Genomic DNA, 19,676 nt, shown 5'->3' on the forward strand with positions numbered 1-19,676 from the left:
CGCCCAGGTCCGGCAAAGTGGAATTACCTCTGAAGGTGCAACTCTGTCTGTTGTACCGTGTTCTCCGGACGGATGCGGAACCAGATCGCGTACATGGCCGGCAGGAAGATAAGGGTCATGATGGTTCCCCCCAGCGTCCCGCCAATCAGCGTATAGGCGAGCGTTCCCCAGAAGACCGAATGAGTGAGCGGAATGAACGCCAGGATCGCCGCCAGCGCGGTCAGCAGAACCGGGCGGGCGCGCTGCACCGTCGCCTCCACCACCGCGTGGAACGGATCGAGCCCCGCCTGTTGGTTATGATGGATTTGGCCAATCAGGATCAGCGTATTGCGCATCAGGATCCCCGACAGGGCGATCAGGCCCACCAGGGCATTGATGCCAAACGGCTGATTGAACAGCAGCAGCGTCGGGACCACGCCAATCAGCCCCAGCGGCGCGGTCAGGAAAACCATGACCATCGCCGACAGCGAACGCACCTGCAGGATAATGATCAGCAGCGTGAGGGCGATCATTATCGGAAATAACGGCACCATCGCCCGGGTGGCCTTGCCGGATTCCTCAATCGACCCCGCCGTCTCGATGCGATAGCCAGGCGGCAGCGAGTCGATAATGGGCTGCAGCGGCTTCATCAGCGCGGTGGAGACATCCGGCGGCTGCAGGTTCTCCGCAACATCTCCGCGGACGGTGATGGTCGGCGTGCGGTCGCGACGGCGAAGCAGCGGGTCCTCCATCCTGATCGACACGTCGCCAATCTGTGACAAGGGAACCCGCTGCCCGCCGCTGCCCACCAGGGTGAAGTCGGCGATTTTCGCCGGATCCAGACGGATGTCGCCCGCCGCGCGGCCGATCACCTGCACGGCGCGAATATCTTCCCGGACGGTGGTGATCGGGATCCCTGACAGCAGGAACTGCAGCTGCTGGGCGACGGACTGGGAGCTGAGTCCGCTCGCCTGCAGCCGGTCCTGATTGAGGCTGAAATGCATCACCGGTACCCGCGAACCCCAGTCGGTATTGACGGTGCGCATCAGCGGACTGGCCTGCAGCACCGATTTAACCCGCTCGGCGATGTCGAGCAGAGCGTGCGGATCGGGCCCCATCACCCGCCAGGCGACCGGATAAGGCGAATAAGGGCCAAACACCAGCTGAGTGACGCGCACCCGCGCCTCCGGCGCCAGGCCATTGGCCACCGCCTCCCGCAGCCGCCGCTTGAGCGCCTCGCGGGCACCCTGCCCGTCGGTCAACACCATCAGTTTGGCGAAGGAGGGATCGGGCAATTCCGGAGCCATCGCCAGGTAAAAGCGCGGCGCGCCCTGGCCGATATAGCTGGTGACAATCTTCACCTCCGGCTGCAGGTGCAGCCAGTGCTCAATTTTCGCCGCCGCGGCGCTGGTCTGGCTAATCGACGACCCGTAAGGCAGCTGCACTTCAACCAGCACTTCCGGACGATCGGAGGTGGGGAAAAACTGCTTTTTCACCACGCTCATGCCCAGGATCGCCACGATAAACAGCGCCACCACCCCGGCGGCCACGCGCCATTTGTGAGCAATAACCCGGGTCAGCAGCCGACGGAAGTGCTGATAGCGCGGGGTGTCATACAGCGCGGCGTGGCCGGCCGCCGCGGGCTTTCTGTTCGGCAACAGGTGCACCCCCAGCCAGGGGGTAAAAATCACCGCCACAATCCAGGAGGCAATCAGCGCGATACCGACGATCCAGAACACATTGCTGGCGTACTCCCCGGCGGTGGACTGCGCAAATCCATTAGGCATAAAGCCCACGGCCGTCACCAGGGTACCGGCCAGCATAGGCGCCGCGGTATGGCTCCAGGCATAGGCCGAGGCTTTGAGGCGGTCGTACCCCTCCTCCATTTTGACCACCATCATTTCGATGGCAATGATGGCATCATCCACCAGCAGCCCCAGGGCGAGGATCAGCGAGCCGAGAGTGATGCGGTCGAAGTTTTTGCCGGTCGCCTCCATCACCACAAACACCACGGCGAGGGTTAAAGGCACCGCCGCCGCGACCACCACGCCCACGCGCCACCCCATGCTGACAAAGCACACCGACATCACCACCAGCAGGGCGACAAAGAATTTGATCATGAACTCATCGACCGCGGCGCTGATATTCACCGACTGATCGGTCACCTTGGTCAACGACATGCCGAGCGGCAGGCTCTGATTGATGCTGGTCGTTTCGGCGTCCAGCGCTTTCCCCAGCGCCAGACCATTCCAGCCCTCGCGCATCACCACGCCCAGCAGCAGCGCCGGTTCGCCCTGATTGCGGATCAGGAAGGTCGCGGGATCTTCATATCCCCGCTCAACCGTGGCGACATCGGCCAGTTTCAGCGTTCTGCCCCCGGCAATAATCGGCGTGTCGCGGATCTGCTGCAGGCGGTCGAACGCCCCGTCGAGGCGGATAAAGATCTGCCCGCCCCGCGTCTCGATAGCCCCGGCGGCGGTCAGCACATTCTGGCTGTTCAGCGCGGCAAAAATCGCCTCTGGTGAAAGGCCCAGGGTGGCGAGACGGTCATGAGAAAACGAGAGATAAATGCGCTCCGCCTGTTCGCCGAGGATATTCACTTTTTTCACCCCGGGAACATGCAGCAGCTGCTGGCGCAGGGCTTCGGCGTCACGCACCAGCTGCCGCGGCGGTTCTCCCCGTGCTTTCAGGGCAAAGAGGGCAAAGGTGACATCGGCGAATTCGTCATTCATCATCGGGCCGGAGACGCCGGCAGGCAGATTTTTCGCCTCGTCGCCGAGCTTTTTGCGCGCCTGATAAAACTGCTCCGGCACCTCGGAAGGCGGGGTCTGATCCTGCAGCGACAGGGTGATCAACGCCATGCCAGGGCGGGTATAGGTCTCCGTGCGATCGTACCACTTTAGCTCCTGGAGCCGTTTTTCCAGCGGCTCGGCGACCTGATCCTGCATCTCCTGCGCGGTGGCGCCGGGCCAGACGGTAATGACCGTCATTTGCTTGACCGTAAAGGGCGGATCTTCCGCTCGCCCGAGTCCGAAGAACGCCACCAGCCCGGCGACGGAGATAAGGATAATCAAAAACAGGGTCACCGACCGCTCGCGGACGGCCAGCGCGGAGAGATTAAAACGCCCGGCGCTCATGGCTGGCTCCCGGCGGCATTATGCTCGCGTCGTTCCGCCAGACGTACCGCCTCGCCCTGGTGCAGAAGATGGGCGCCCAGGGCGACGATCGGCTCGCCGGGCTTCAGCGGGCCGGTCACCCGCGCGGTTTCATCATCCAGGCCGAGCACGGTCACCGGTTGCCAGGAGACGGTGGCCGGACGAGAGGCAATGCGCCAGACGCCAGGGCCGTTACCCGGATCGTAGACCGACGCCAGGGGCACCGCCAGCACCTGGCCTGGCGCCTGGTCGTTGCCGATGCGCAGGGTCACGGTAGACCCCAGCGGGGCATTCGCCAGCGCGCCGTTCAGTACATAGCGCGCTTCAAAGGTGCGGGTGGTGGCGTCAGCCGCGTCCGAAAGCAGGCGCAGGGTCGCCGTGACCGGCTGAGATTCGCTGCCATAGCGTGTCGCCAGCGCCTCGCTGCCGACCGCCGGGCGCAGCGTCTCCGGCAGTTGCACCCGCGCTTCGCGCTGCCCCGCCCGCGCCAGGCGGATCACCACCTGCCCGGCGCTGACCACCTGCCCCGGCTCAGCGAGGGTTTCCACCACCACGCCGTCAGCATCCGCCAGCAGTCCGGCATAGCCGGTGGCGTTTTGCGCCACATTGGCCTGCGCCTGGGCCGCGCTGAGGTCGGCTCTCGCCGCCTCTGCTGCCGCGTTAATCTGGTCGAATTCCGCGGCCGAGATGGCGCCGCTCGCCACCAGGCCGCGATAGCGGGCCAGATCGTTGGCCGCCTTTTTGGCTCGCGCCCGCGCGGCATCTACGGCCCGCTGTTGGGACTGCGCCTGCAAGGCTAGATCAGCCGGATCCAGGCGCAGCAGCAGCTGACCGCGCTTGACGCTCTGCCCGGTTTCCACCCGCCGTTCAAGCACTTTTCCCGCCACCCTGAAGCCGAGGTCGCTTTGGGTTCGGGCCACTACCACGCCGGTAAAGGCCCGCGAGCCGGCCTCCGCGCGCTCGACGGTCGCCACCCGGACCAGCGGCGGCCGGATGCGGGGGTCGTCATGATCGGCAGGTTCGCCGCAGCCCGCGAGGGCCAGCGGCAGGAGGCAGACGGCAAGATGGACGGCGTTGAGCCTGAGCATGGGTCACCTTAATGAAAAGACCGGATGGTGACCGCATTCTCAGACCAGTGACCAATAAAGTCAATAGTCACCAATCAGGGGGAGAGACTTCTCAGGATCAGGGAGGCAAGCAGCACCGCCGCGGTGGGCGCGGTGTCGAGATTGTATTGCAACTGCACCGGGTTGATGAAAGGACACATCACCATATACACCGCCAGGGTCGCTTCATCCAGCGGGGTTTTGCGCTCGAACTCACCCGCCTGGCGGCCTTCGACAAGGATTTGACCAATCAGCTGCTGCAGATGACCGGCATACTGTTCCGTTGAAGGCCATTTATCGCGCGCCGCGACGGCGGCGATGTCGTACAGTTTGCGATCCTCGAAAAACAGTTCACTGCCGGCCTCGGTCAGCGCCCGGAACAGGCGGCGCAGTTTCTCGCTGGCGGACGGCGCATCGGCGATGGCCTCGCTGACGGCCACCATGATCTTCTCCAGCCGGCTGGCGCAAATCGCCTCGCCAATCGCCTGCTTGGAGTCAAAGAATTTATAGATATAGGCTTTGGAAAAGCCTATCGCTTTGGCGAGATCGGTGACCGTCGTTTTCTCATAGCCATAGCGACTAAAGTGCGCCATGGCCGCGTCAAGAATCTGGTCCCGAACGCTGTGGTCATGGGGACCACGGCTTGCAGGGGTGGGGGTATTTTTCGTCATCCGTTTAGCTTAATGCGATCGCTATCGTTTGACAACGAGTGACGTTATTATGATTTGGTCACAATAACGCCCCGCTCTGTGATCCTCTTGCCGCGTTACGCCTCACCCGCCTCTTGGTTTATCGCGCCGGCGGGCAGACAACCCAGGCCTTGCAGCGTCTGATAAACCGCGCTGTCGAGCGGGGTATGCGGTTCCGCGCCTAAAAAATCAACCAGTTTATCGTTGCGCAGGCGTACCGGCAGACGCCAGAGATAGTGCATCTCGACCATTTCGCGCAGGGTGGCGTTGAAGGGCGCCGCCATCTTCACCAGCCACCAGGGAAAGGACTTCACTACCGCCCTGCCGCCATAGCGGGCGACCACCCGCTGGATCGCCTGACTCATTTCGCTGCCGTCCGGGTCCCAGTGGCCCTGCATATGAAAGCGGGCGAACGGCTCAAGCTCGCGCCTGCGGGCGAGCAGCGCGGCGATGGTGGCGGCCACGTCGGGCAGCCAGGCCCACTGATGCCCCACGCCGATCGCCCCCGGGTAGCTAATGATGCGGGGAAGCTGACCAGGCTTGACCAGCCCCTGAGAAAACCAGTTATTTCCGGCGCGCGGGCCAAAAAAATCGCCCGCCCGAACAATCAACGCCCGGCCGCCGCGCTGCACGTAATCCTTCAGCGCCAGCTCCATCGCCACCCGGATGGCGCCTTTGCGGGTCACCGGCTGTTGTGCGGCCTCTTCAGCAATCAGCGGAAAGGCATCCGGTCCATAGTTGTAGACCGTGCCGGGCAGGACTACAAGCGCCCGCTGCCGTTCGGCAGCCTGCAGGGTGTTGCGCAGCATAGGCAGTACCTGTTGCCGCCAGTGCCGGTAGCCCGGCGGATTCACCGCATGGACGATGACGTCGCAACCGGCAGCCGCCGCCGCGACCTGGCCGCCATCCAGCGCGTCGCCGGCTATCCACTGTATGCCATCTTCGGGATCACGCATCTGGGCGCCGCGCTTCAGCGCCCGAACCTGCCAGTTGTCTGCCACCAGCCGGCGCGCCACTTCCCCGCCGATGCCCCCGCTTGCTCCCAGAATAAGTACCTTGCCGCTGCTGTTCATCCTCTTTCCCCGTTCGCTAATGGATGCTTGACAGCCTACCTGCGGCTCATATCAAATGAAATTGCATACCATCGTCGAACGGCTATACATATTTGTATGAATACCTCTATTCCCTGGGAGTGGTACCGAACCTTTCTCGCCGTCCTGCAGGAAGGCTCTTTATCGGGCGCATCGCGCACCCTGAACATCACTCAGCCGACGGCGGGGCGCCATATTGCCGGGCTGGAAACCGCCCTCGGCCAGGCCTTATTTACCCGCTCGCAAACCGGCCTGCTGGCGACCGACGCGGCGCTGGCGCTGCGGGTGCATGCCGAGGCGATGGACAACACCGCCCGGGCGCTGGAACGCACGGCGGCCAACTTTAGTCGCGACAGAGCCGATCTGCGTGGCGTGGTGCGGGTGGCCGCCAGCGAGGTGGTCGGCGCCGAGGTGCTGCCGCCGCTGGTTGCCCGGCTCAGGCAGGCGTGCCCGAATATCGTCATCGAACTGATGCTCTCCAATCGATTTCAGGATCTGCTTCACCGGGAGGCGGATATCGCGGTGCGGATGGTCGCCCCGCAGCAGGAGCAGCTTATCGCCCGCCGTCTCGGCAGGATTGAGCTTGGGTTACATGCCACCGCCGCCTACCTGACGCGCCAGGGCCTGCCCACGACCCTCGACGATCTGGCCAGCCACGCGCTGATTGGTTTCGATAGCGCCACCCCACTTGTTCGCCGGGCGCTGCAGGCTTACCCTCGTTTTCAGCGTGAGGCCTTCGCGATGCGGACCGATAGCGACCTCGCCCAGTTGAGCCTGATTCGCGCCGGAGCGGGGATCGGCATCTGCCAGGTGCCCCTTGCGGATGGCATTATTCCCCTGCAGCGAGTGCTGGCGGCCGACTTTTCTCTGTATCTTGATACCTGGCTGGTAATGCATGAGGATCTGCGTCACAGCCCTGCCTGTAAGCGGGTATTTGATTTTCTCGCCCAGGGGTTGCAGGCGTATATTCGTGGCCCACTGGCGAGCTGACCCGCCCCATCGCGCGGGCATTTCATTGCCTGCGGAAATAGTCACTCATTGACACTGTAAATATGGCATTGTATAAAACCCCGCCCCAATAATGAGTTTCATTTGCATTACTCCCATTTGCTGGTCATCCACTCGCCTGTTTACAAGGATAGCGTTTAATGAAGAAGGTCCTTTGCGCGTTAGGCTTGATGTTCACCGCCGTCAGTTCCGCGCTGGCAACAACCTACCCCCTGACGATTGAAAACTGCGGCTATCAGGAGACCTTCACCCGGCCGCCGGAGCGCGTGGTCGCGCTGGGGCAAAATACGGTCGAAATTCTGCTGCTGCTCGGGCTGCAAAAGCAGGTGGTCGCCAGCGCCTTCTGGCCGACCAGCGTTTTACCGCAGCTGGCTGAGCAAAACGCGAAGATTAAAACCTTGACGGTGGAAATTCCGAGCCTGGAATCGGTGCTGGCGCAAAATCCTGATTTCGTTCCCGCCCAGTTGCCGCTGCTGCTGGGGCCGGAAAGCAAAGTCGCCAGGCGTGAAGATCTCGCCACCGTCGGCGTGAACAGCTACGTTTCACCGGGGATGTGCGCCACTAAAAAGGCCACCGGCGATATGTACGGCAGCCGGCAAAAGCTGTGGGATATGACCTGGCTGTATCAGGAGATTAGCGATTTCGCCCGCATTTTCAACGTCGAAGATCGTGGTCAGGCGCTAATTGCCGATTTCAAAAAACGTGAAGCCGACCTGCGCCAGGAGTTTGGTAAAAGCAAAAAGGATCTCTCCTTCGTCTTCTGGTTCTCCAGCGCCTCGCCTTCGGCCGATGCCTATGTCGGCGGTAAAAACAGCGCCTCCGGCTTTATCGCCAGCGTGCTGGGCGGTCATAATGCGATAACCTCCGAGACCGAGTGGCCCACGGTGAGCTGGGAGAGCATTATTGCCGCCAACCCGGATGTGATCGTGGTCGCCAGCCTGGATCGTAACCGCTGGGCGCTGGATAAGGCCGAGGAGAAGATCAAATTCCTCAAAAGCGATCCCGCCGTCAGCCAGCTGGAGGCGGTGAAAAAAGGCCATATCGTGGTCATGGACGGTCAGGCGATGAATCCGACCATTCGCACGCTTTACGGCGCGGAACAGGTGGGCGAGCAGCTGAGAAAAATGGGGCTGAACTGATGAGCGTCGCCGCGATTGAGACGCGCCGCAGCATACTGCTCACCGGCTGGTGTGTACTGGCAGCGATCGTGCTGGCGCTGGTGATAGCGGTGGGCGTCAGCGTCGGCGAGCTGGCCATCCCGCTGCAGAATGTCTTTTACGCTATCAGCAACAGAACCGGCTTAACCGCTGAGCCGCTCAACCGTATCTATGAGAGCGTAATCTGGGATTTCCGCCTCAGCCGCGCGCTGGTCGCCGCCTGCTGCGGCGCCGGCCTCGCTATCTGCGGCGTCGTGCTGCAAAGCTTGCTGAAGAATGCCCTCGCCGAACCCTACGTCCTCGGCGTCTCCGCCGGGGCCTCCACCGGCGCGGTGTCGATCGTGGTGCTGGGCCTTGGCGCCGGTGCGATTTCCCTCTCGGCCGGGGCCTTTGCCGGGGCCTTCGCCGCCTTCGCCTTTGTCGCCTTGCTGACTAACGGTGCGCGCGGCGGTAATGAGCGAACCATTCTGGCGGGCGTCGCCGCCTCGCAGTTATTTAACGCCATCACGGCCTATACCATCAGCACCTCCGCCAGCGCGCAGCAGGCGCGCGATGTGATGTTCTGGCTGCTGGGCAGCTTCAGCGGCGTTCGCTGGCCCGAATTCCAGTTGGTCATCGTGGTGGTGCTCGCGGGTCTGGCGGTCTGCCTGTGGTATGCCCGGGCGCTGGACGCGTTCACCTTCGGCGACGATGCCGCCGCCTCGCTGGGGATTGCTGTGCCGCGCGTGCGCCTGATCCTCTTCACCACTGCGGCGCTGATCACCGCCACCATCGTCAGCATGGCCGGCTCAATCGGCTTTGTTGGCCTGGTGGTGCCCCACGTGATGCGTTTCTTCTTTGGCCCGCTGCACCGAACGTTGCTGATCGCCAGCGCGCTGGCAGGGGCGATATTGATGGTACTGGCGGACATTGCGTCGCGCCTGCTGATTGCCCCGCAAAGTCTGCCCGTTGGGGTAGTAACCGCCCTGGTTGGGGTGCCTTTCTTTGCCGTGATTATCTACCGCTCAAGGAATAAGTGATGAGTATTTGCGCTGAAAATATCACCTGGAAGGCAGGCAAAAAGGTCATCGTCAATAATGTCTCGCTGCGGGTGCCGCGAGGCGAAACGGTCGGACTGCTGGGGCCCAACGGCTGCGGCAAATCCTCGCTGCTGCGCGTTCTGGCGGGACTGCGCCGCCCGGATGCAGGTCGCGTCACCCTCGACGGCCAGGATATCGCCCGGATGTCGAAAAAGCAGCTCGCCCGCCGCGTGGCTTTCGTCGAGCAACACGGCATGACCGAGGCCAATATGCGGGTGCGCGACGTCGTGCGCCTGGGACGCATTCCCCACCACTCTCCGTTCTCAAACTGGAGCGCTCAGGATGACGAGGCGATTGCCGCCGCGCTGCAGCGGGTAGCGATGCTGGAGAAAGCGAACAGGGATGGTTAAGCCTCTCCGGCGGCGAGCGGCAGCGGGTGCATATCGCCCGCGCGCTGGCGCAGAGTCCGAGCGAAATCCTGCTGGATGAGCCGACCAACCATCTGGATATACACCATCAGATGCAGTTAATGCAGTTGATCAGCGAGCTGCCGGTAACCAGCATTGTGGCCATTCACGATCTTAACCATGCCGCGATGTTCTGCGATTCGCTGATCGTGATGCAGCAGGGGCAGATCCTCGCCAGCGGGACGCCGGAGGAGATTTTGTCCGAAGCGCTGCTGTGGGACGTTTTCCGGGTGAAAACCAAAATCGAGATCTCCCCTTACCACGGCAAAAAGCACATTCATTTCATCATTTAGGTTGGGCGGATATGCCTCTTTTCTCCCTGCGCCCTGCGGCAACCCTCTGGCCTCCGGTGTTACTGGGAAGCCAGTTCGTTTTTAATATTGGCTTTTACGCGGTCGTTCCTTTCCTCGCCCTCTTCCTGCGCGACGACATGCTGCTCTCAGGCGGACTTATCGGCCTGATCCTCGGGCTGCGTACCTTCTCTCAGCAGGGCATGTTTATCCTCGGCGGGACGCTGGCCGACCGCTATGGCGCTAAGGCGATCATTCTCGCCGGCTGCGTCGTTCGCGTCGCCGGTTTTCTCCTGCTGGCGTGCGGGGCGTCGCTGTGGCCCATTATCCTCGGCGCCTGCCTGACCGGCGTCGGCGGCGCCCTGTTCTCCCCGTCGATAGAGGCCCTGCTGGCGCGGGCCGGTACCCACAGCCAGGCCAACGGGAAACGCAGTCGCGCCGAGTGGTTTGCGCTGTTTGCGGTATGCGGTGAACTGGGAGCGGTGATCGGCCCGGTGGCCGGAGGCGTGCTGAGCGGGATCGGCTTTCGGCATATCGCCCTCGCCGGCGCGGGAATATTTCTTCTGGCGCTGGCGGTGCTCTTTTTCTGTCTGCCCGCCGACGGGCACACGACAACAACGCGCAGACGAGTCCCATGGTGGACGCCTTTGCGCCAGCCGCGCTTTGTCGCGTTTATTCTCGCCTACAGCTCATGGCTGTTGAGCTACAACCAACTGTACCTCGCCCTGCCGGTGGAGATCCAACGTTCCGGCGGCCGCGAGCAGGATCTGGCGCCGCTCTTTATGCTGGCCTCGCTGTTGATTATCACCCTCCAGCTCCCTCTCGCCCGCTTCGCCCGGCGAATGGGCGCCGTGCGCATCCTGCCGGTGGGCTTTCTGCTGCTGTCGGCTTCCTTTGCCAGCGTGGCGTTATTCGCCGCCGCCCCACCCGCCGAAGGTTGGCTGCGGTTAATGCCGGCGGCTGGTTTTGTCACGCTGCTCACCCTCGGCCAGATGCTGTTAGTGCCCGCAGCCAAGGATCTGATCCCGCTGTTCGCCGAGGAGTCGACGCTGGGCGCCCACTACGGAGCGCTCGCCACCGCAGGAGGGTGCGCGGTGTTAGCCGGGAATTTACTGCTCGGTCATTTGCTTGACCTGGCGCTCATTCCGTCGCCGCAGGCGGTTTATCCCTGGCTTTTGCTGGCGCTGTTTCCGCTGTGCAGCGCCGTCGCCCTGCGGGCAATCTGTCGCCCGCTGGCGGCAACATGACGCAGAGCGGGCGACAGCCCGCTCTGGAAGTGAACCGACGATAAAGTACACCGCCTGGGGAAGATAACGGGCGCGCCCCGCCTTACTTTGCCGCCAGCTCGCGACGAATAATCTCGGCGCCGGCGCTCAGGGCGTGCAGTTTGCCGGTCGCGACATGGCGCGGCAGCGGCGCCATACCGCAGTTGGTGGACGGGTAGAGTTTGTCGGCATCGACGAACGCCAGCGCCTTGCGCAGGGTTCCAGCCACCTCTTCCGGGGTTTCGATAGCATGGCTGGCGACATCGATCGCCCCGACCATCACCTTTTTACCGCGGATCAACTCCAGCAGATCCATCGGCACGCGCGAGTTGTGGCACTCGAGAGAGATAATATCAAGGGACGATTTCTGCAGTTGCGGGAAAGCCTCTTCATACTGTCGCCACTCGGAGCCCAGCGTCTTTTTCCAGTCGGTATTGGCCTTGATGCCATAGCCGTAGCAGATATGCACCGCTGTCTCACACTTCAGCCCTTCGGTGGCTCGTTCTAAGGCGGCGATCCCCCAGTCGTTGACCTCATCGAAGAAGACGTTAAAGGCCGGCTCATCGAACTGAATAATATCAACCCCCGCAGCCTCTAACTCTTTCGCTTCCTGATTGAGGATTTTAGCAAATTCCCAGGCCAGCTTTTCCCGGCTTTTATAGTGGTTGTCATACAGCGTGTCGATCATGGTCATCGGGCCCGGAAGCGCCCATTTGATCGGCTGACTGGTGAGCTGCCGTAGATAGCGAGCGTCCTCCACGAAGACCGGTTTCTGGCGCTCCACGGCGCCCACCACCGTTGGAACACTGGCCTCATAGCGGTTACGAATTTTCACGATCTCGCGTTTGGCAAAATCCACCCCGCTGAGGTGCTCGATGAAGGTGGTGACAAAGTGCTGCCGCGTTTGCTCGCCGTCGCTGACAATATCGATCCCGGCCCGCAGCTGGTCGTCGAGGGATAACCGCAAGGCGTCGCGCTTGCCGGCCAGTAATTCTTCGCTGGACAGTTTCCAGGGCGACCACAGAGTCTCTGGCTGCGCCAGCCAGGAAGGTTTCGGTAAACTGCCGGCGGTCGATGTCGGAAGCCATGTTTTCATAGTCATTAGCCTTTTATATGGGTTTAGCAAAGCGCGAAATTAGCAGACCATTGCTCAAGCAACGTCTTGTGCGGGTTGATAAAATGTTGTTGTGTAAATTTCCCCTGCTCAATCGCCAACAGGCTGCGCTCTTCCCGGTCATAGACGATTTTTGTTAATGAATGATCCAGGTGGCTGAGATTGGGCTGATAGTATTGCCCCGCCGGGGAGTTGGCATTGTAGATCTCCGGGCGATATATTTTCTGAAACGTCTCCATCGTGCTGATGGTGGCGATCAGTTCCAGGCTGGTGTAATCGCTGAGCAGATCGCCGGTAAAATAAAAGGCCAACGGCGCGACGCTGTTTTTTGGCATAAAATAGCGTACCTGCAGACCCATTTTGCTGAAATAGCGCTCGGTCAGCGAGACGCCTTCCTGAGCATATTCAATGCCGAGGACCGGATGTTCGTTACCGGTGCGATGGTAAACATCTTTACTGGAGACGCTCAGGCAAATCACCGGCGCCTTGCTGAAGTTGGCGCGCCAGGCGCTGGATTGCACAAAATCCTTAAAGATATTGCCGTGCAGCTCGCCAAAGTTTTCCGGTACGCTGAAGCGACTCTGGTCCTTATTATGTTCCAGAAGCAGTACGCTAAAATCGTAATCCCGCACATAGGAGGAGAAGTTATTGCCGACGATACCGGCATGACGCTCCCCGCTCTTTTTATCGACAATATGCGTTTGCAGGATCTCAATCACCGGGAAGCTGGCGCTATCCTGAGCAATATTCATCTCGACAGAAATAATATCCAGTTCCACCGCATAGCGATCGTTATGGGGATTATCCCAGTGGGCCAGGCTATTAAAACGGTTATTCATCATGATTAACGTATTGCGCAGATTTTCCTCACGGTTCACCCCTCTGGCTAAATTAGCGAAGTTGGTGGTAATACGCGTATTTTCCGCAGGGTTATAGTTTTCATCAAACCGGGTGCGCTTAATCGTATAGGTAAATTTATTATTCATGGCGATTGTCCATCCTGATGGCGGGCATAAAGCGAACCCGGCGGAATACTCTCCACCAGCCTGGCGACGCGGAGTCAGGCCGGGCGCGCTTCAACCGGTAAATGTTGTTGATTCGTTAATGAACCTATTTTTGCCAGAGTCAGCGCTGGAGGGAAAGCGACTTAAATTCAATGCAACATGAGCCATCCTCATGTTGCTCCAGGCGGTGGCCGATGGCCGACGCAGGCCGACAATATTAGTCAATAAACGTTTGTTCAATGGATGTAGGCAGGGTACACTCTTTAACCACTATAAGATGGGCTTTTACCTGCCCGCCGTACCCGTTTAGCTGGAGCTTTTGTCGTACAGAATGATTGTTGATATCAGTATTATGTCGATGTGCATGGCCGTACTGCTGATTATGAGCGTACTGCTGAATTAAGAGGCTCCCGAACGCAATGACACTCGCTCTCATCTGACCTCCACATTCGCGAGGAAAAAAGAAGATTCAGAGGATTCGCGCCGCCTGGGATTGTTCCGCCTGCCGGCACCCTCTACTCTTTTGGGACTTGCTTATTGAGGAATCCCGGATGAAAAAAGCTCTGCTTGCCCTGTTCGCTATCGCCACCGTTACCGCCGCCAGCGCCTTTGCGGCTGATAAAACCGACGTCCCGGCGCCTGTCGTCGATAACGGAGTCCGCCCGCCGATGGAGAGGGATCGTGGCCCCCTGCCGCCGTTCCCGCCGCAGCTTCCGCCGCACAGACCGGTGCTGTTTTCAGCCACGGTAGCAACCGATACGCCAGCGGAAACCATTAACAAACTGACCGCGCTGATCCCCGCCGGCCAGGCGAAACACTACGAAGTGCACGTTGAGGTGGTGCCGGTTGGCGAGGGAACCGACAGACAATAGCCCAGGGGAGATCTACGCTGTCATCTGTCAGCAATAAAAAAGCTGCCGCATATCGCGGCAGCTTTTATGTACTTATTTACAGCTGAGCAGCTGAAAATTAGCTACGCACTTTCCGGTAGATAAACAGTACCACCAGCGCACCGATAACCGCTACCACGAAGCTGCCGAAATTAAACCCATCGACCTTGCCAAAACCAAACAGGGTACTGATCCAGCCGCCGACCACGGCGCCGATGATCCCCAAAATAACGGTCACGATAAATCCGCCGCCATCTTTTCCCGGCATAATCCACTTGGCTAAAATACCGGCAATAAGTCCAAAAATGATCCAGGAAAGAATACCCATGGTTAACCGTCCTCTTGTTACCTTTAAGCATTTAGTATTGAAAAGAGTAGCATAAATAACGAGAGTGGATCGGTAATAATATAAATATTAGATAATTCCCTGCCGACGCCCGGCTGATCTTGTGACAACCTCTCTGGCTCTGGCAGGCCGGCTCTCGCTTATTACCTTAAAAAAAGGGAGGCTATTCGCCTCCCGCCATGCGGCTTATATTACCGCGGTGGTTAGTCGTGATGAACAACATAACCGCGACTGTTCGTCGAAGATTTCAATTTGCCAGACCTGATGGCGCGTCCCGACGTGCAGCGCTTTGCAGACGCCGCGCACCCGGCCCCCGCGCGCCGAACGGATGTGGTTGGCGTTAACCTCCAGCCCCACCACCTTTTGTTCGCCTTCGCTGCACAGATAGCCTGCCACCGACCCCAGGGTCTCCGCCAGCACCACCGACGCTCCGCCGTGCAGCAGGCCAAACGGCTGCTGTGTGCGGCTATCGACCGGCATAGTGGCCTCCAGCGTATCGTCGGTAACGGTCTCAAAGCGAATATCGAGCAGCCCTACCATGTTCCCCTCACCGAGCCGGTTGAGCTGCTCCAGCGTGGCCTGACGTTTCCAAATCATCCGATTATCTCCAGTAACGCCTGCAGCGGGTGGCGAACGCCGCTGCCTTCAATACGCTTCACCTGACTGCGGCAGGAGTAGCCCGTCACCAGACAGCGGTTTCGCGGCAGCCGCTGCATCGCCTGCTGCCAGGAGAGCGCGTAAATGGCCAACGAGTTGGCGTGGTTTTTCACTTCATGACCATAGGTGCCAGCCATCCCGCAACACCCAACGCTGACGTTTTCCAGCTTCGCGCCGAAGTGGGCAAAAATATCTGCCCACTGCTTTGTCGCCGCCGGTAGCGCGGTCACTTCGGTACAGTGACCGAACAGGTACCAGGGCTCACCGCCCAGATCGGGACGGGCGTCGCTGGTTAGGGCCTTCGGCAACCACTCATGGACTAACAGCACCTGGAAATCGCCGCGCTTGTCGCCGAGCGTCTGCTTGTACTCATCGCGGTAGCAGAGCACCAGCGCCGGATCGACGCCCACCAGCGGCATGCCCAGCTGCGCCACGCGGTTGAGGAAGTCCGCCGTCTTCTGCGCGGTGCGCGCGAAGCGGGTGAGGAAGCCTTTGATATGCTGCGCCTTGCCGTTCGGCGAGAACGGCAGGAGCACCGGCTGATAGCCTAAGGCCTCGACCAGACGGATAAAGTCGGCCACCACCTGGGCGTCGTAGTAGCTGGTGAAGGGATCCTGCACCACCAGCACCATCTTCGCTTTCTGCTCGGCGCTCAGCGCTTCGAGCTGCTCAAGGGTCATATTGGCGGAGCGGTGGCCGGCCATCTGCTGCTTCAGCGACGGCGCCGAGAGCAGCGGCAGATCGACCATCCCGATATGCTTCTCCGACAGCTTTTTCAGCCAAGGCTGGTTAATAAAAAAGTTAAAGGTCTTCGGCGCCTGCGCCATCAGCGGCGCATAAGATTCGACCGAGGCCACCAGATGATCGCGCACCGGCCGCAGATAGCGGCTGTGGTACAGCTGCAGGAAGCGCGAGCGGAACTCGGGAACATCGATTTTGATCGGGCACTGGGTCGAACAGGCTTTACAGGCCAGACAGCCGGACATCGCCTCTTTGACCTCATGCGAGAAGTCATATTCGCCTTTGCGCGCATGCCAGCTGTTGCGCGTGCGCGCGACCAGCGAGCGCAGGCTGACGCCCTGCTCCGGCAGCGCCTTCTCCAGCTGGTTGGGATCGACGCCGCGGTCGGCCAGCAGGCGCAGCCATTCCCGCACCAGCGTCGCCCGCCCTTTCGGCGAGTGGATGCGCTGGTTGCTGACTTTCATCGACGGACACATCGGGCTCTTGACGTCAAAGTTGAAGCACAGCCCGTTGCCATTACACTCCATCGCCCCACGCCAGCTGCTGCGCACCGCGATGGGGATCTGCCGATCCCAGGTGCCGCGCTTCGCCGCATCGACTTTCATCATCGGCGCGTCGATACCTTCCGGAGGACAGATTTTACCCGGATTCAGGCGGTTATCGGGATCGAAGACCGCTTTGATCTTGCGCAGCTCGGCATACAACGTCTCGCCAAAGAAGGCCGGGCTGTACTCCGCGCGGAACCCTTTGCCATGTTCGCCCCACAGCAGGCCGCCATACTTCGCCGTCAGCGCCACCACATCGTCGGAGATCTGCTTCATCAGCACCTCCTGCTGCGGATCGCACATGTCCAGCCGCCGGGCGCACGTGCAGCACCCCGGCATCAACGTGGCCAAACATGCCATAGCTCAGGCCGTGGCTGTCGAGCAGCGCGCGGAACTCGACGATGTAATCCGCCAGATGTTCGGGCGGTACGCAGGTGTCCTCGGCGAAAGGAATAGGCTTGGCGGCGCCTTTGGCATTGCCCAACAGGCCGACGGCCTTCTTGCGCATGGCATAGATGCGCTCCACGCCTTCAAGATCGTGACAGACCTGCCAGCCAATGACGCCCGCCTCGCTGGCGGCCATCAGCTCGTCCAGCCGCTGGCACAGGGTAGTAACCTGCTGGTCAATCAGCGCCGCGTCATCGCCGGCGAATTCGACGATATTGAGCCCGAGCATCTCTTTATCCGGTACGTCGGTGATCAGTTCGCTTACCGAGTGCCAGACGATATCCTCGCGCGCCAGATTGAGAACTTTAGAATCGACGGTCTCCACCGACAGGGCTTTCGCTTCGACCATAAAGGGCGCATTGCGCAGCGCAGAGTCGAAGGAGTCATATTTGACGTTGACCAGACGGCGCACCTTCGGCAGGCGGGTGATATCCAGCCGCGCTTCGGTAATAAACGCCAGCGTCCCTTCCGAACCGGTTAAAATACGGGTCAGATCGAACTCGCTCATCTCATCGTTAAAGACGTGACGCAGATCGTATCCGGTGAGGAAGCGGTTGAGTTTGGGAAACTTATCAATGATCAGGTCACGCTGCGCCTTGCAGCGCTGGTAGACCGTGTTGTAGATCCGGCCAACCGTCGAGGGGGTATTGCCCAGCGTCTCCGCCAGCGCCACCGGCACCGCCTGGGTATCGAGGATATCCCCGCCCATCAGCACCGCCCGCAGGCCGAGCACGTGATCCGACGTTTTGCCGTACACCAGCGATCCCTGGCCGGACGCGTCGGTGTTAATCATCCCCCCCAGCGTGGCGCGGTTGCTGGTGGATAGCTCAGGCGCAAAAAAGTAACCATAGGGTTTAAGAAACTGGTTCAGCTGATCTTTGATGACCCCGGCTTCAACGCGCACCCAGCCCTCGTCAGGGTTAATCTCGATGATGCGATTCATATAGCGGGACATATCAACGATAATCCCGCCGTTCAGCGCCTGGCCGTTAGTGCCGGTGCCGCCGCCACGCGGGGTGAAAATCAGCGATTTAAAACGCGGTTCGGCGGCGACGCGCGCCAGCAGCGCCACGTCCGCCGTGGATCGTGGAAAAATGACCGCATCCGGCAGCAGCTGATAGACGCTGTTGTCGGTGGCCATCGTTAGCCTGTCGGCATAGCTGGTGGCGGTATCGCCGGTAAAACCCTGTTGCTCCAGTACCTGCAAAAAATTCAGCACCAGTTGAACTACCCCTGGCGCCTGAGAAATTTGTGGGATCATCACGCTTGACCCTGCCTGACTATGTTGTGTTTGAAAATATTGTGTTGGTGCTAACTAAACGTTTGCGTAGCGCATTCAACTTTTTATCACATTTTTTTCATATGCGCCCACGTGTTTTCTGTGCAAAATCAGCCCGGCAAAATTATTGATATTATTATCAGTATATGGATTTACGCGGCGCCAGCTGTTTGGCGCGACTGGAAAGGTAAAATTTCTCTATGATTAATCCCCATCAGCCTCGGGACATTCCGCAAATACTGCTGTCGGTGCTGTTCCTGGCCCTGATTATCATATCCTGCCTGTGGGTTGTGCAGCCGTTTATTCTGTCCTTCGCCTGGGCCGGTACGGTGGTGATCGCCACCTGGCCGGTGCTGCTGCGTCTGCAGCGTGTGCTGTTCGGCAAACGACTGCTGGCGGTGCTGGCGATGACCCTGTTGCTGTTTCTGCTATTCGTTATTCCTATCGCTCTGCTGGTCAACAGCCTGGTGGATAACAGCGTTCCGCTGATCAAACTCATCAGCAGCGGAAATGTGACGCTGCCGGATTTCGCCTGGCTCAACAGCGTACCGCTGGTCGGCGATAAACTGTACTCCGCCTGGCACGGTCTGCTGGATATGGGCGGCTCGGCGATTATGGCCAAGGTTCGTCCCTATATTGGCACCACCACCAGCTGGTTTGTCGGTCAGGCGGCGCACATCGGCAAGCTGCTGGTCTACTGCGGTTTGATGCTGCTGTTCAGCGCGCTGCTCTACTGGCGCGGCGAGCAGGTGGCCTATGGTTTCCGCTACTTCGCCACGCGCCTCGCGGCCAAACGCGGCGACGCCGCGGTGCTGCTGGCCGGCCAGGCCGTGCGCGCCGTGGCGCTGGGCGTGGTGGTCACTGCCCTCACTCAGGCGGTACTGGGCGGGATTGGCCTTGCCGTCTCCGGCGTGCCCTACGCCGCTCTGCTGACCGTGGTGATGATCTTTACCTGTCTGGTTCAGCTCGGCCCTTTACTGGTTTTGGTGCCGTCGATTATCTGGCTTTACTGGAGCGGGGACACCACCTGGGGCACCGTGCTGCTGGTCTGGAGCTGCGTAGTCGGCACCATGGACAACGTTATTCGTCCGGTGCTCATCCGCATGGGCGCCGACCTGCCAATGATCCTTATCCTCACCGGCGTCATTGGCGGCCTGATCGCCTTCGGCATGATCGGCCTGTTTATCGGTCCGGTGCTGCTCGCCGTCTCCTGGCGACTGTATGACGCCTGGGTGCATGAGGTGCCGCCGCCGCCGAAAGACCCTGACGTCGTCCTTGAAGAGCTCAGTGAGCTGGAGGCCGGTCGCAAGTAATGCCTGGCAGGCGGGGAGACCCGCCTGTTTCTTTGCCCGCATATTGTTAAGCAAAATTTATTGATCGCCGGCAATGCGCTGGCCCCGCGCGCCCTTCACCTCGCTTTCCTCCCC

Annotated in this window: 18 protein-coding genes and 2 other annotated features; of the genes, 8 read left to right on the plus strand and 10 right to left on the minus strand. The window is 60.4% G+C overall.

Going from position 1 to position 19,676, the window contains the following annotated elements:
- Window positions 1-23: 23 nt before the first annotated feature.
- The 4 genes from KPHS_31340 to KPHS_31370 form a co-directional block, all read right to left on the minus strand.
- Window positions 24-3,116 (minus strand): putative efflux protein, encoded by a 3,093-nt coding sequence (locus tag KPHS_31340; RefSeq protein YP_005227434.1) that lies wholly within the window; start codon window positions 3,114-3,116, stop codon window positions 24-26.
- A complete protein-coding gene (locus tag KPHS_31350; RefSeq protein YP_005227435.1) occupies window positions 3,113-4,222 on the minus strand; it encodes an HlyD family secretion protein in 1,110 nt (369 codons plus the stop codon). Before KPHS_31350 ends, KPHS_31340 begins: the two co-directional genes overlap by 4 nt.
- Window positions 4,223-4,296: 74 nt before the next feature.
- On the minus strand, window positions 4,297-4,833 hold the full coding sequence (locus KPHS_31360) for a putative TetR family transcriptional regulator (RefSeq protein ID YP_005227436.1): 537 nt from the start codon (window positions 4,831-4,833) through the stop codon (window positions 4,297-4,299).
- A 173-nt stretch (window positions 4,834-5,006) separates the two neighbouring features.
- Complete coding sequence (locus KPHS_31370; protein YP_005227437.1) at window positions 5,007-6,002, minus strand: NAD dependent epimerase/dehydratase; 996 nt, start codon at window positions 6,000-6,002, stop codon at window positions 5,007-5,009.
- Window positions 6,003-6,098: 96 nt separating this feature from the next.
- Here KPHS_31370 and KPHS_31380 point away from each other — a divergent pair, with 96 nt between their 5' ends.
- The 6 genes from KPHS_31380 to KPHS_31430 all read left to right on the plus strand — a co-directional run bounded on the left by KPHS_31380 (window position 6,099) and on the right by KPHS_31430 (window position 11,208).
- Window positions 6,099-7,010: a LysR family transcriptional regulator gene (locus KPHS_31380; RefSeq protein ID YP_005227438.1), complete on the plus strand. Its 912-nt coding sequence runs from the start codon at window positions 6,099-6,101 to the stop codon at window positions 7,008-7,010.
- A gap of 158 nt (window positions 7,011-7,168) precedes the next feature.
- On the plus strand, window positions 7,169-8,167 hold the full coding sequence (locus tag KPHS_31390) for an iron ABC transporter periplasmic iron-binding protein (RefSeq protein YP_005227439.1): 999 nt from the start codon (window positions 7,169-7,171) through the stop codon (window positions 8,165-8,167).
- Window positions 8,167-9,204: an iron compound ABC superfamily ATP binding cassette transporter, binding protein gene (locus tag KPHS_31400; RefSeq protein ID YP_005227440.1), complete on the plus strand. Its 1,038-nt coding sequence runs from the start codon at window positions 8,167-8,169 to the stop codon at window positions 9,202-9,204. The genes KPHS_31390 and KPHS_31400 overlap by 1 nt, the downstream gene beginning before the upstream one ends.
- A complete protein-coding gene (locus KPHS_31410) occupies window positions 9,204-9,614 on the plus strand; it encodes an iron(III) dicitrate transport ATP-binding protein (RefSeq protein YP_005227441.1) in 411 nt (136 codons plus the stop codon). The genes KPHS_31400 and KPHS_31410 overlap by 1 nt, the downstream gene beginning before the upstream one ends.
- Window positions 9,204-9,964, plus strand: a sequence feature (potential frameshift: common BLAST hit: gi|348589205|ref|YP_004870008.1| iron ABC transport system ATP-binding protein). Its footprint overlaps the gene before it by 411 nt.
- Entirely contained in the window at window positions 9,641-9,964 is a 324-nt protein-coding gene (locus KPHS_31420; RefSeq protein YP_005227442.1) for an iron ABC transporter ATP-binding protein, read from the plus strand. It overlaps the preceding feature by 324 nt.
- Before the next feature lie 56 nt (window positions 9,965-10,020).
- Complete coding sequence (locus KPHS_31430) at window positions 10,021-11,208, plus strand: permease protein (RefSeq protein ID YP_005227443.1); 1,188 nt, start codon at window positions 10,021-10,023, stop codon at window positions 11,206-11,208.
- 82 nt (window positions 11,209-11,290) lie between these two features.
- Here KPHS_31430 and KPHS_31440 read toward each other — a convergent pair whose 3' ends face one another.
- Both KPHS_31440 and KPHS_31450 read right to left on the minus strand, forming a co-directional pair.
- Complete coding sequence (locus KPHS_31440) at window positions 11,291-12,322, minus strand: 5-methyltetrahydropteroyltriglutamate/homocysteine S-methyltransferase (protein YP_005227444.1); 1,032 nt, start codon at window positions 12,320-12,322, stop codon at window positions 11,291-11,293.
- A 23-nt stretch (window positions 12,323-12,345) separates the two neighbouring features.
- On the minus strand, window positions 12,346-13,326 hold the full coding sequence (locus KPHS_31450) for a DUF1852 domain-containing protein (protein YP_005227445.1): 981 nt from the start codon (window positions 13,324-13,326) through the stop codon (window positions 12,346-12,348).
- A 569-nt stretch (window positions 13,327-13,895) separates the two neighbouring features.
- Between KPHS_31450 and KPHS_31460 the strand changes: the two genes are divergently transcribed.
- Entirely contained in the window at window positions 13,896-14,216 is a 321-nt protein-coding gene (locus tag KPHS_31460; RefSeq protein YP_005227446.1) for a hypothetical protein, read from the plus strand.
- Window positions 14,217-14,313: 97 nt separating this feature from the next.
- On the opposite strand, the gene KPHS_31470 is transcribed toward KPHS_31460, so the two are convergent.
- From KPHS_31470 to KPHS_31500, 4 genes are all read right to left on the minus strand, one after another.
- Window positions 14,314-14,562, minus strand: coding sequence for a GlsB/YeaQ/YmgE family stress response membrane protein (locus KPHS_31470; protein ID YP_005227447.1), 249 nt, complete (start codon window positions 14,560-14,562; stop codon window positions 14,314-14,316).
- 204 nt (window positions 14,563-14,766) lie between these two features.
- Window positions 14,767-15,177: a 1,4-dihydroxy-2-naphthoyl-CoA hydrolase gene (locus tag KPHS_31480; RefSeq protein YP_005227448.1), complete on the minus strand. Its 411-nt coding sequence runs from the start codon at window positions 15,175-15,177 to the stop codon at window positions 14,767-14,769.
- Window positions 15,174-16,682 carry a putative oxidase gene (locus KPHS_31490; RefSeq protein ID YP_005227449.1) on the minus strand — a complete coding sequence of 503 codons (1,509 nt, stop codon included), beginning with the start codon at window positions 16,680-16,682 and terminating at the stop codon, window positions 15,174-15,176. The genes KPHS_31480 and KPHS_31490 overlap by 4 nt, the downstream gene beginning before the upstream one ends.
- Window positions 15,174-18,231: a sequence feature (potential frameshift: common BLAST hit: gi|238895212|ref|YP_002919947.1| putative oxidase), on the minus strand. It overlaps the preceding gene by 1,509 nt.
- On the minus strand, window positions 16,636-18,231 hold the full coding sequence (locus tag KPHS_31500; protein ID YP_005227450.1) for a putative oxidase: 1,596 nt from the start codon (window positions 18,229-18,231) through the stop codon (window positions 16,636-16,638). It overlaps the preceding feature by 1,596 nt. Before KPHS_31500 ends, KPHS_31490 begins: the two co-directional genes overlap by 47 nt.
- Before the next feature lie 218 nt (window positions 18,232-18,449).
- On the opposite strand from KPHS_31500, the gene KPHS_31510 reads away from it, so the two are divergent.
- Complete coding sequence (locus KPHS_31510; RefSeq protein ID YP_005227451.1) at window positions 18,450-19,562, plus strand: inner membrane protein YdiK; 1,113 nt, start codon at window positions 18,450-18,452, stop codon at window positions 19,560-19,562.
- Window positions 19,563-19,676: the final 114 nt, after the last annotated feature.

Origin of the sequence: Klebsiella pneumoniae subsp. pneumoniae HS11286, from assembly GCF_000240185.1 — a bacterium.
Classification (GTDB): Bacteria; Pseudomonadota; Gammaproteobacteria; order Enterobacterales; family Enterobacteriaceae; genus Klebsiella; species Klebsiella pneumoniae.

What these genes read in the sequence shown, in the direction of transcription:
- KPHS_31340 (YP_005227434.1), bottom strand. Translation starts at nt 3,116, where the DNA reads ATGAGCGCCGGGCGTTTTAATCTCTCCGCGCTGGCCGTCCGCGAGCGG.
- KPHS_31350 (YP_005227435.1), bottom strand. Translation starts at nt 4,222, where the DNA reads ATGCTCAGGCTCAACGCCGTCCATCTTGCCGTCTGCCTCCTGCCGCTG.
- KPHS_31360 (YP_005227436.1), bottom strand. Translation starts at nt 4,833, where the DNA reads ATGGCGCACTTTAGTCGCTATGGCTATGAGAAAACGACGGTCACCGAT.
- KPHS_31370 (YP_005227437.1), bottom strand. Translation starts at nt 6,002, where the DNA reads ATGAACAGCAGCGGCAAGGTACTTATTCTGGGAGCAAGCGGGGGCATC.
- KPHS_31380 (YP_005227438.1), top strand. Translation starts at nt 6,099, where the DNA reads ATGAATACCTCTATTCCCTGGGAGTGGTACCGAACCTTTCTCGCCGTC.
- KPHS_31390 (YP_005227439.1), top strand. Translation starts at nt 7,169, where the DNA reads ATGAAGAAGGTCCTTTGCGCGTTAGGCTTGATGTTCACCGCCGTCAGT.
- KPHS_31400 (YP_005227440.1), top strand. Translation starts at nt 8,167, where the DNA reads ATGAGCGTCGCCGCGATTGAGACGCGCCGCAGCATACTGCTCACCGGC.
- KPHS_31410 (YP_005227441.1), top strand. Translation starts at nt 9,204, where the DNA reads ATGAGTATTTGCGCTGAAAATATCACCTGGAAGGCAGGCAAAAAGGTC.
- KPHS_31440 (YP_005227444.1), bottom strand. Translation starts at nt 12,322, where the DNA reads ATGAAAACATGGCTTCCGACATCGACCGCCGGCAGTTTACCGAAACCT.
- KPHS_31450 (YP_005227445.1), bottom strand. Translation starts at nt 13,326, where the DNA reads ATGAATAATAAATTTACCTATACGATTAAGCGCACCCGGTTTGATGAA.
- KPHS_31460 (YP_005227446.1), top strand. Translation starts at nt 13,896, where the DNA reads ATGAAAAAAGCTCTGCTTGCCCTGTTCGCTATCGCCACCGTTACCGCC.
- KPHS_31470 (YP_005227447.1), bottom strand. Translation starts at nt 14,562, where the DNA reads ATGGGTATTCTTTCCTGGATCATTTTTGGACTTATTGCCGGTATTTTA.
- KPHS_31480 (YP_005227448.1), bottom strand. Translation starts at nt 15,177, where the DNA reads ATGATTTGGAAACGTCAGGCCACGCTGGAGCAGCTCAACCGGCTCGGT.
- KPHS_31500 (YP_005227450.1), bottom strand. Translation starts at nt 18,231, where the DNA reads ATGATCCCACAAATTTCTCAGGCGCCAGGGGTAGTTCAACTGGTGCTG.
- KPHS_31510 (YP_005227451.1), top strand. Translation starts at nt 18,450, where the DNA reads ATGATTAATCCCCATCAGCCTCGGGACATTCCGCAAATACTGCTGTCG.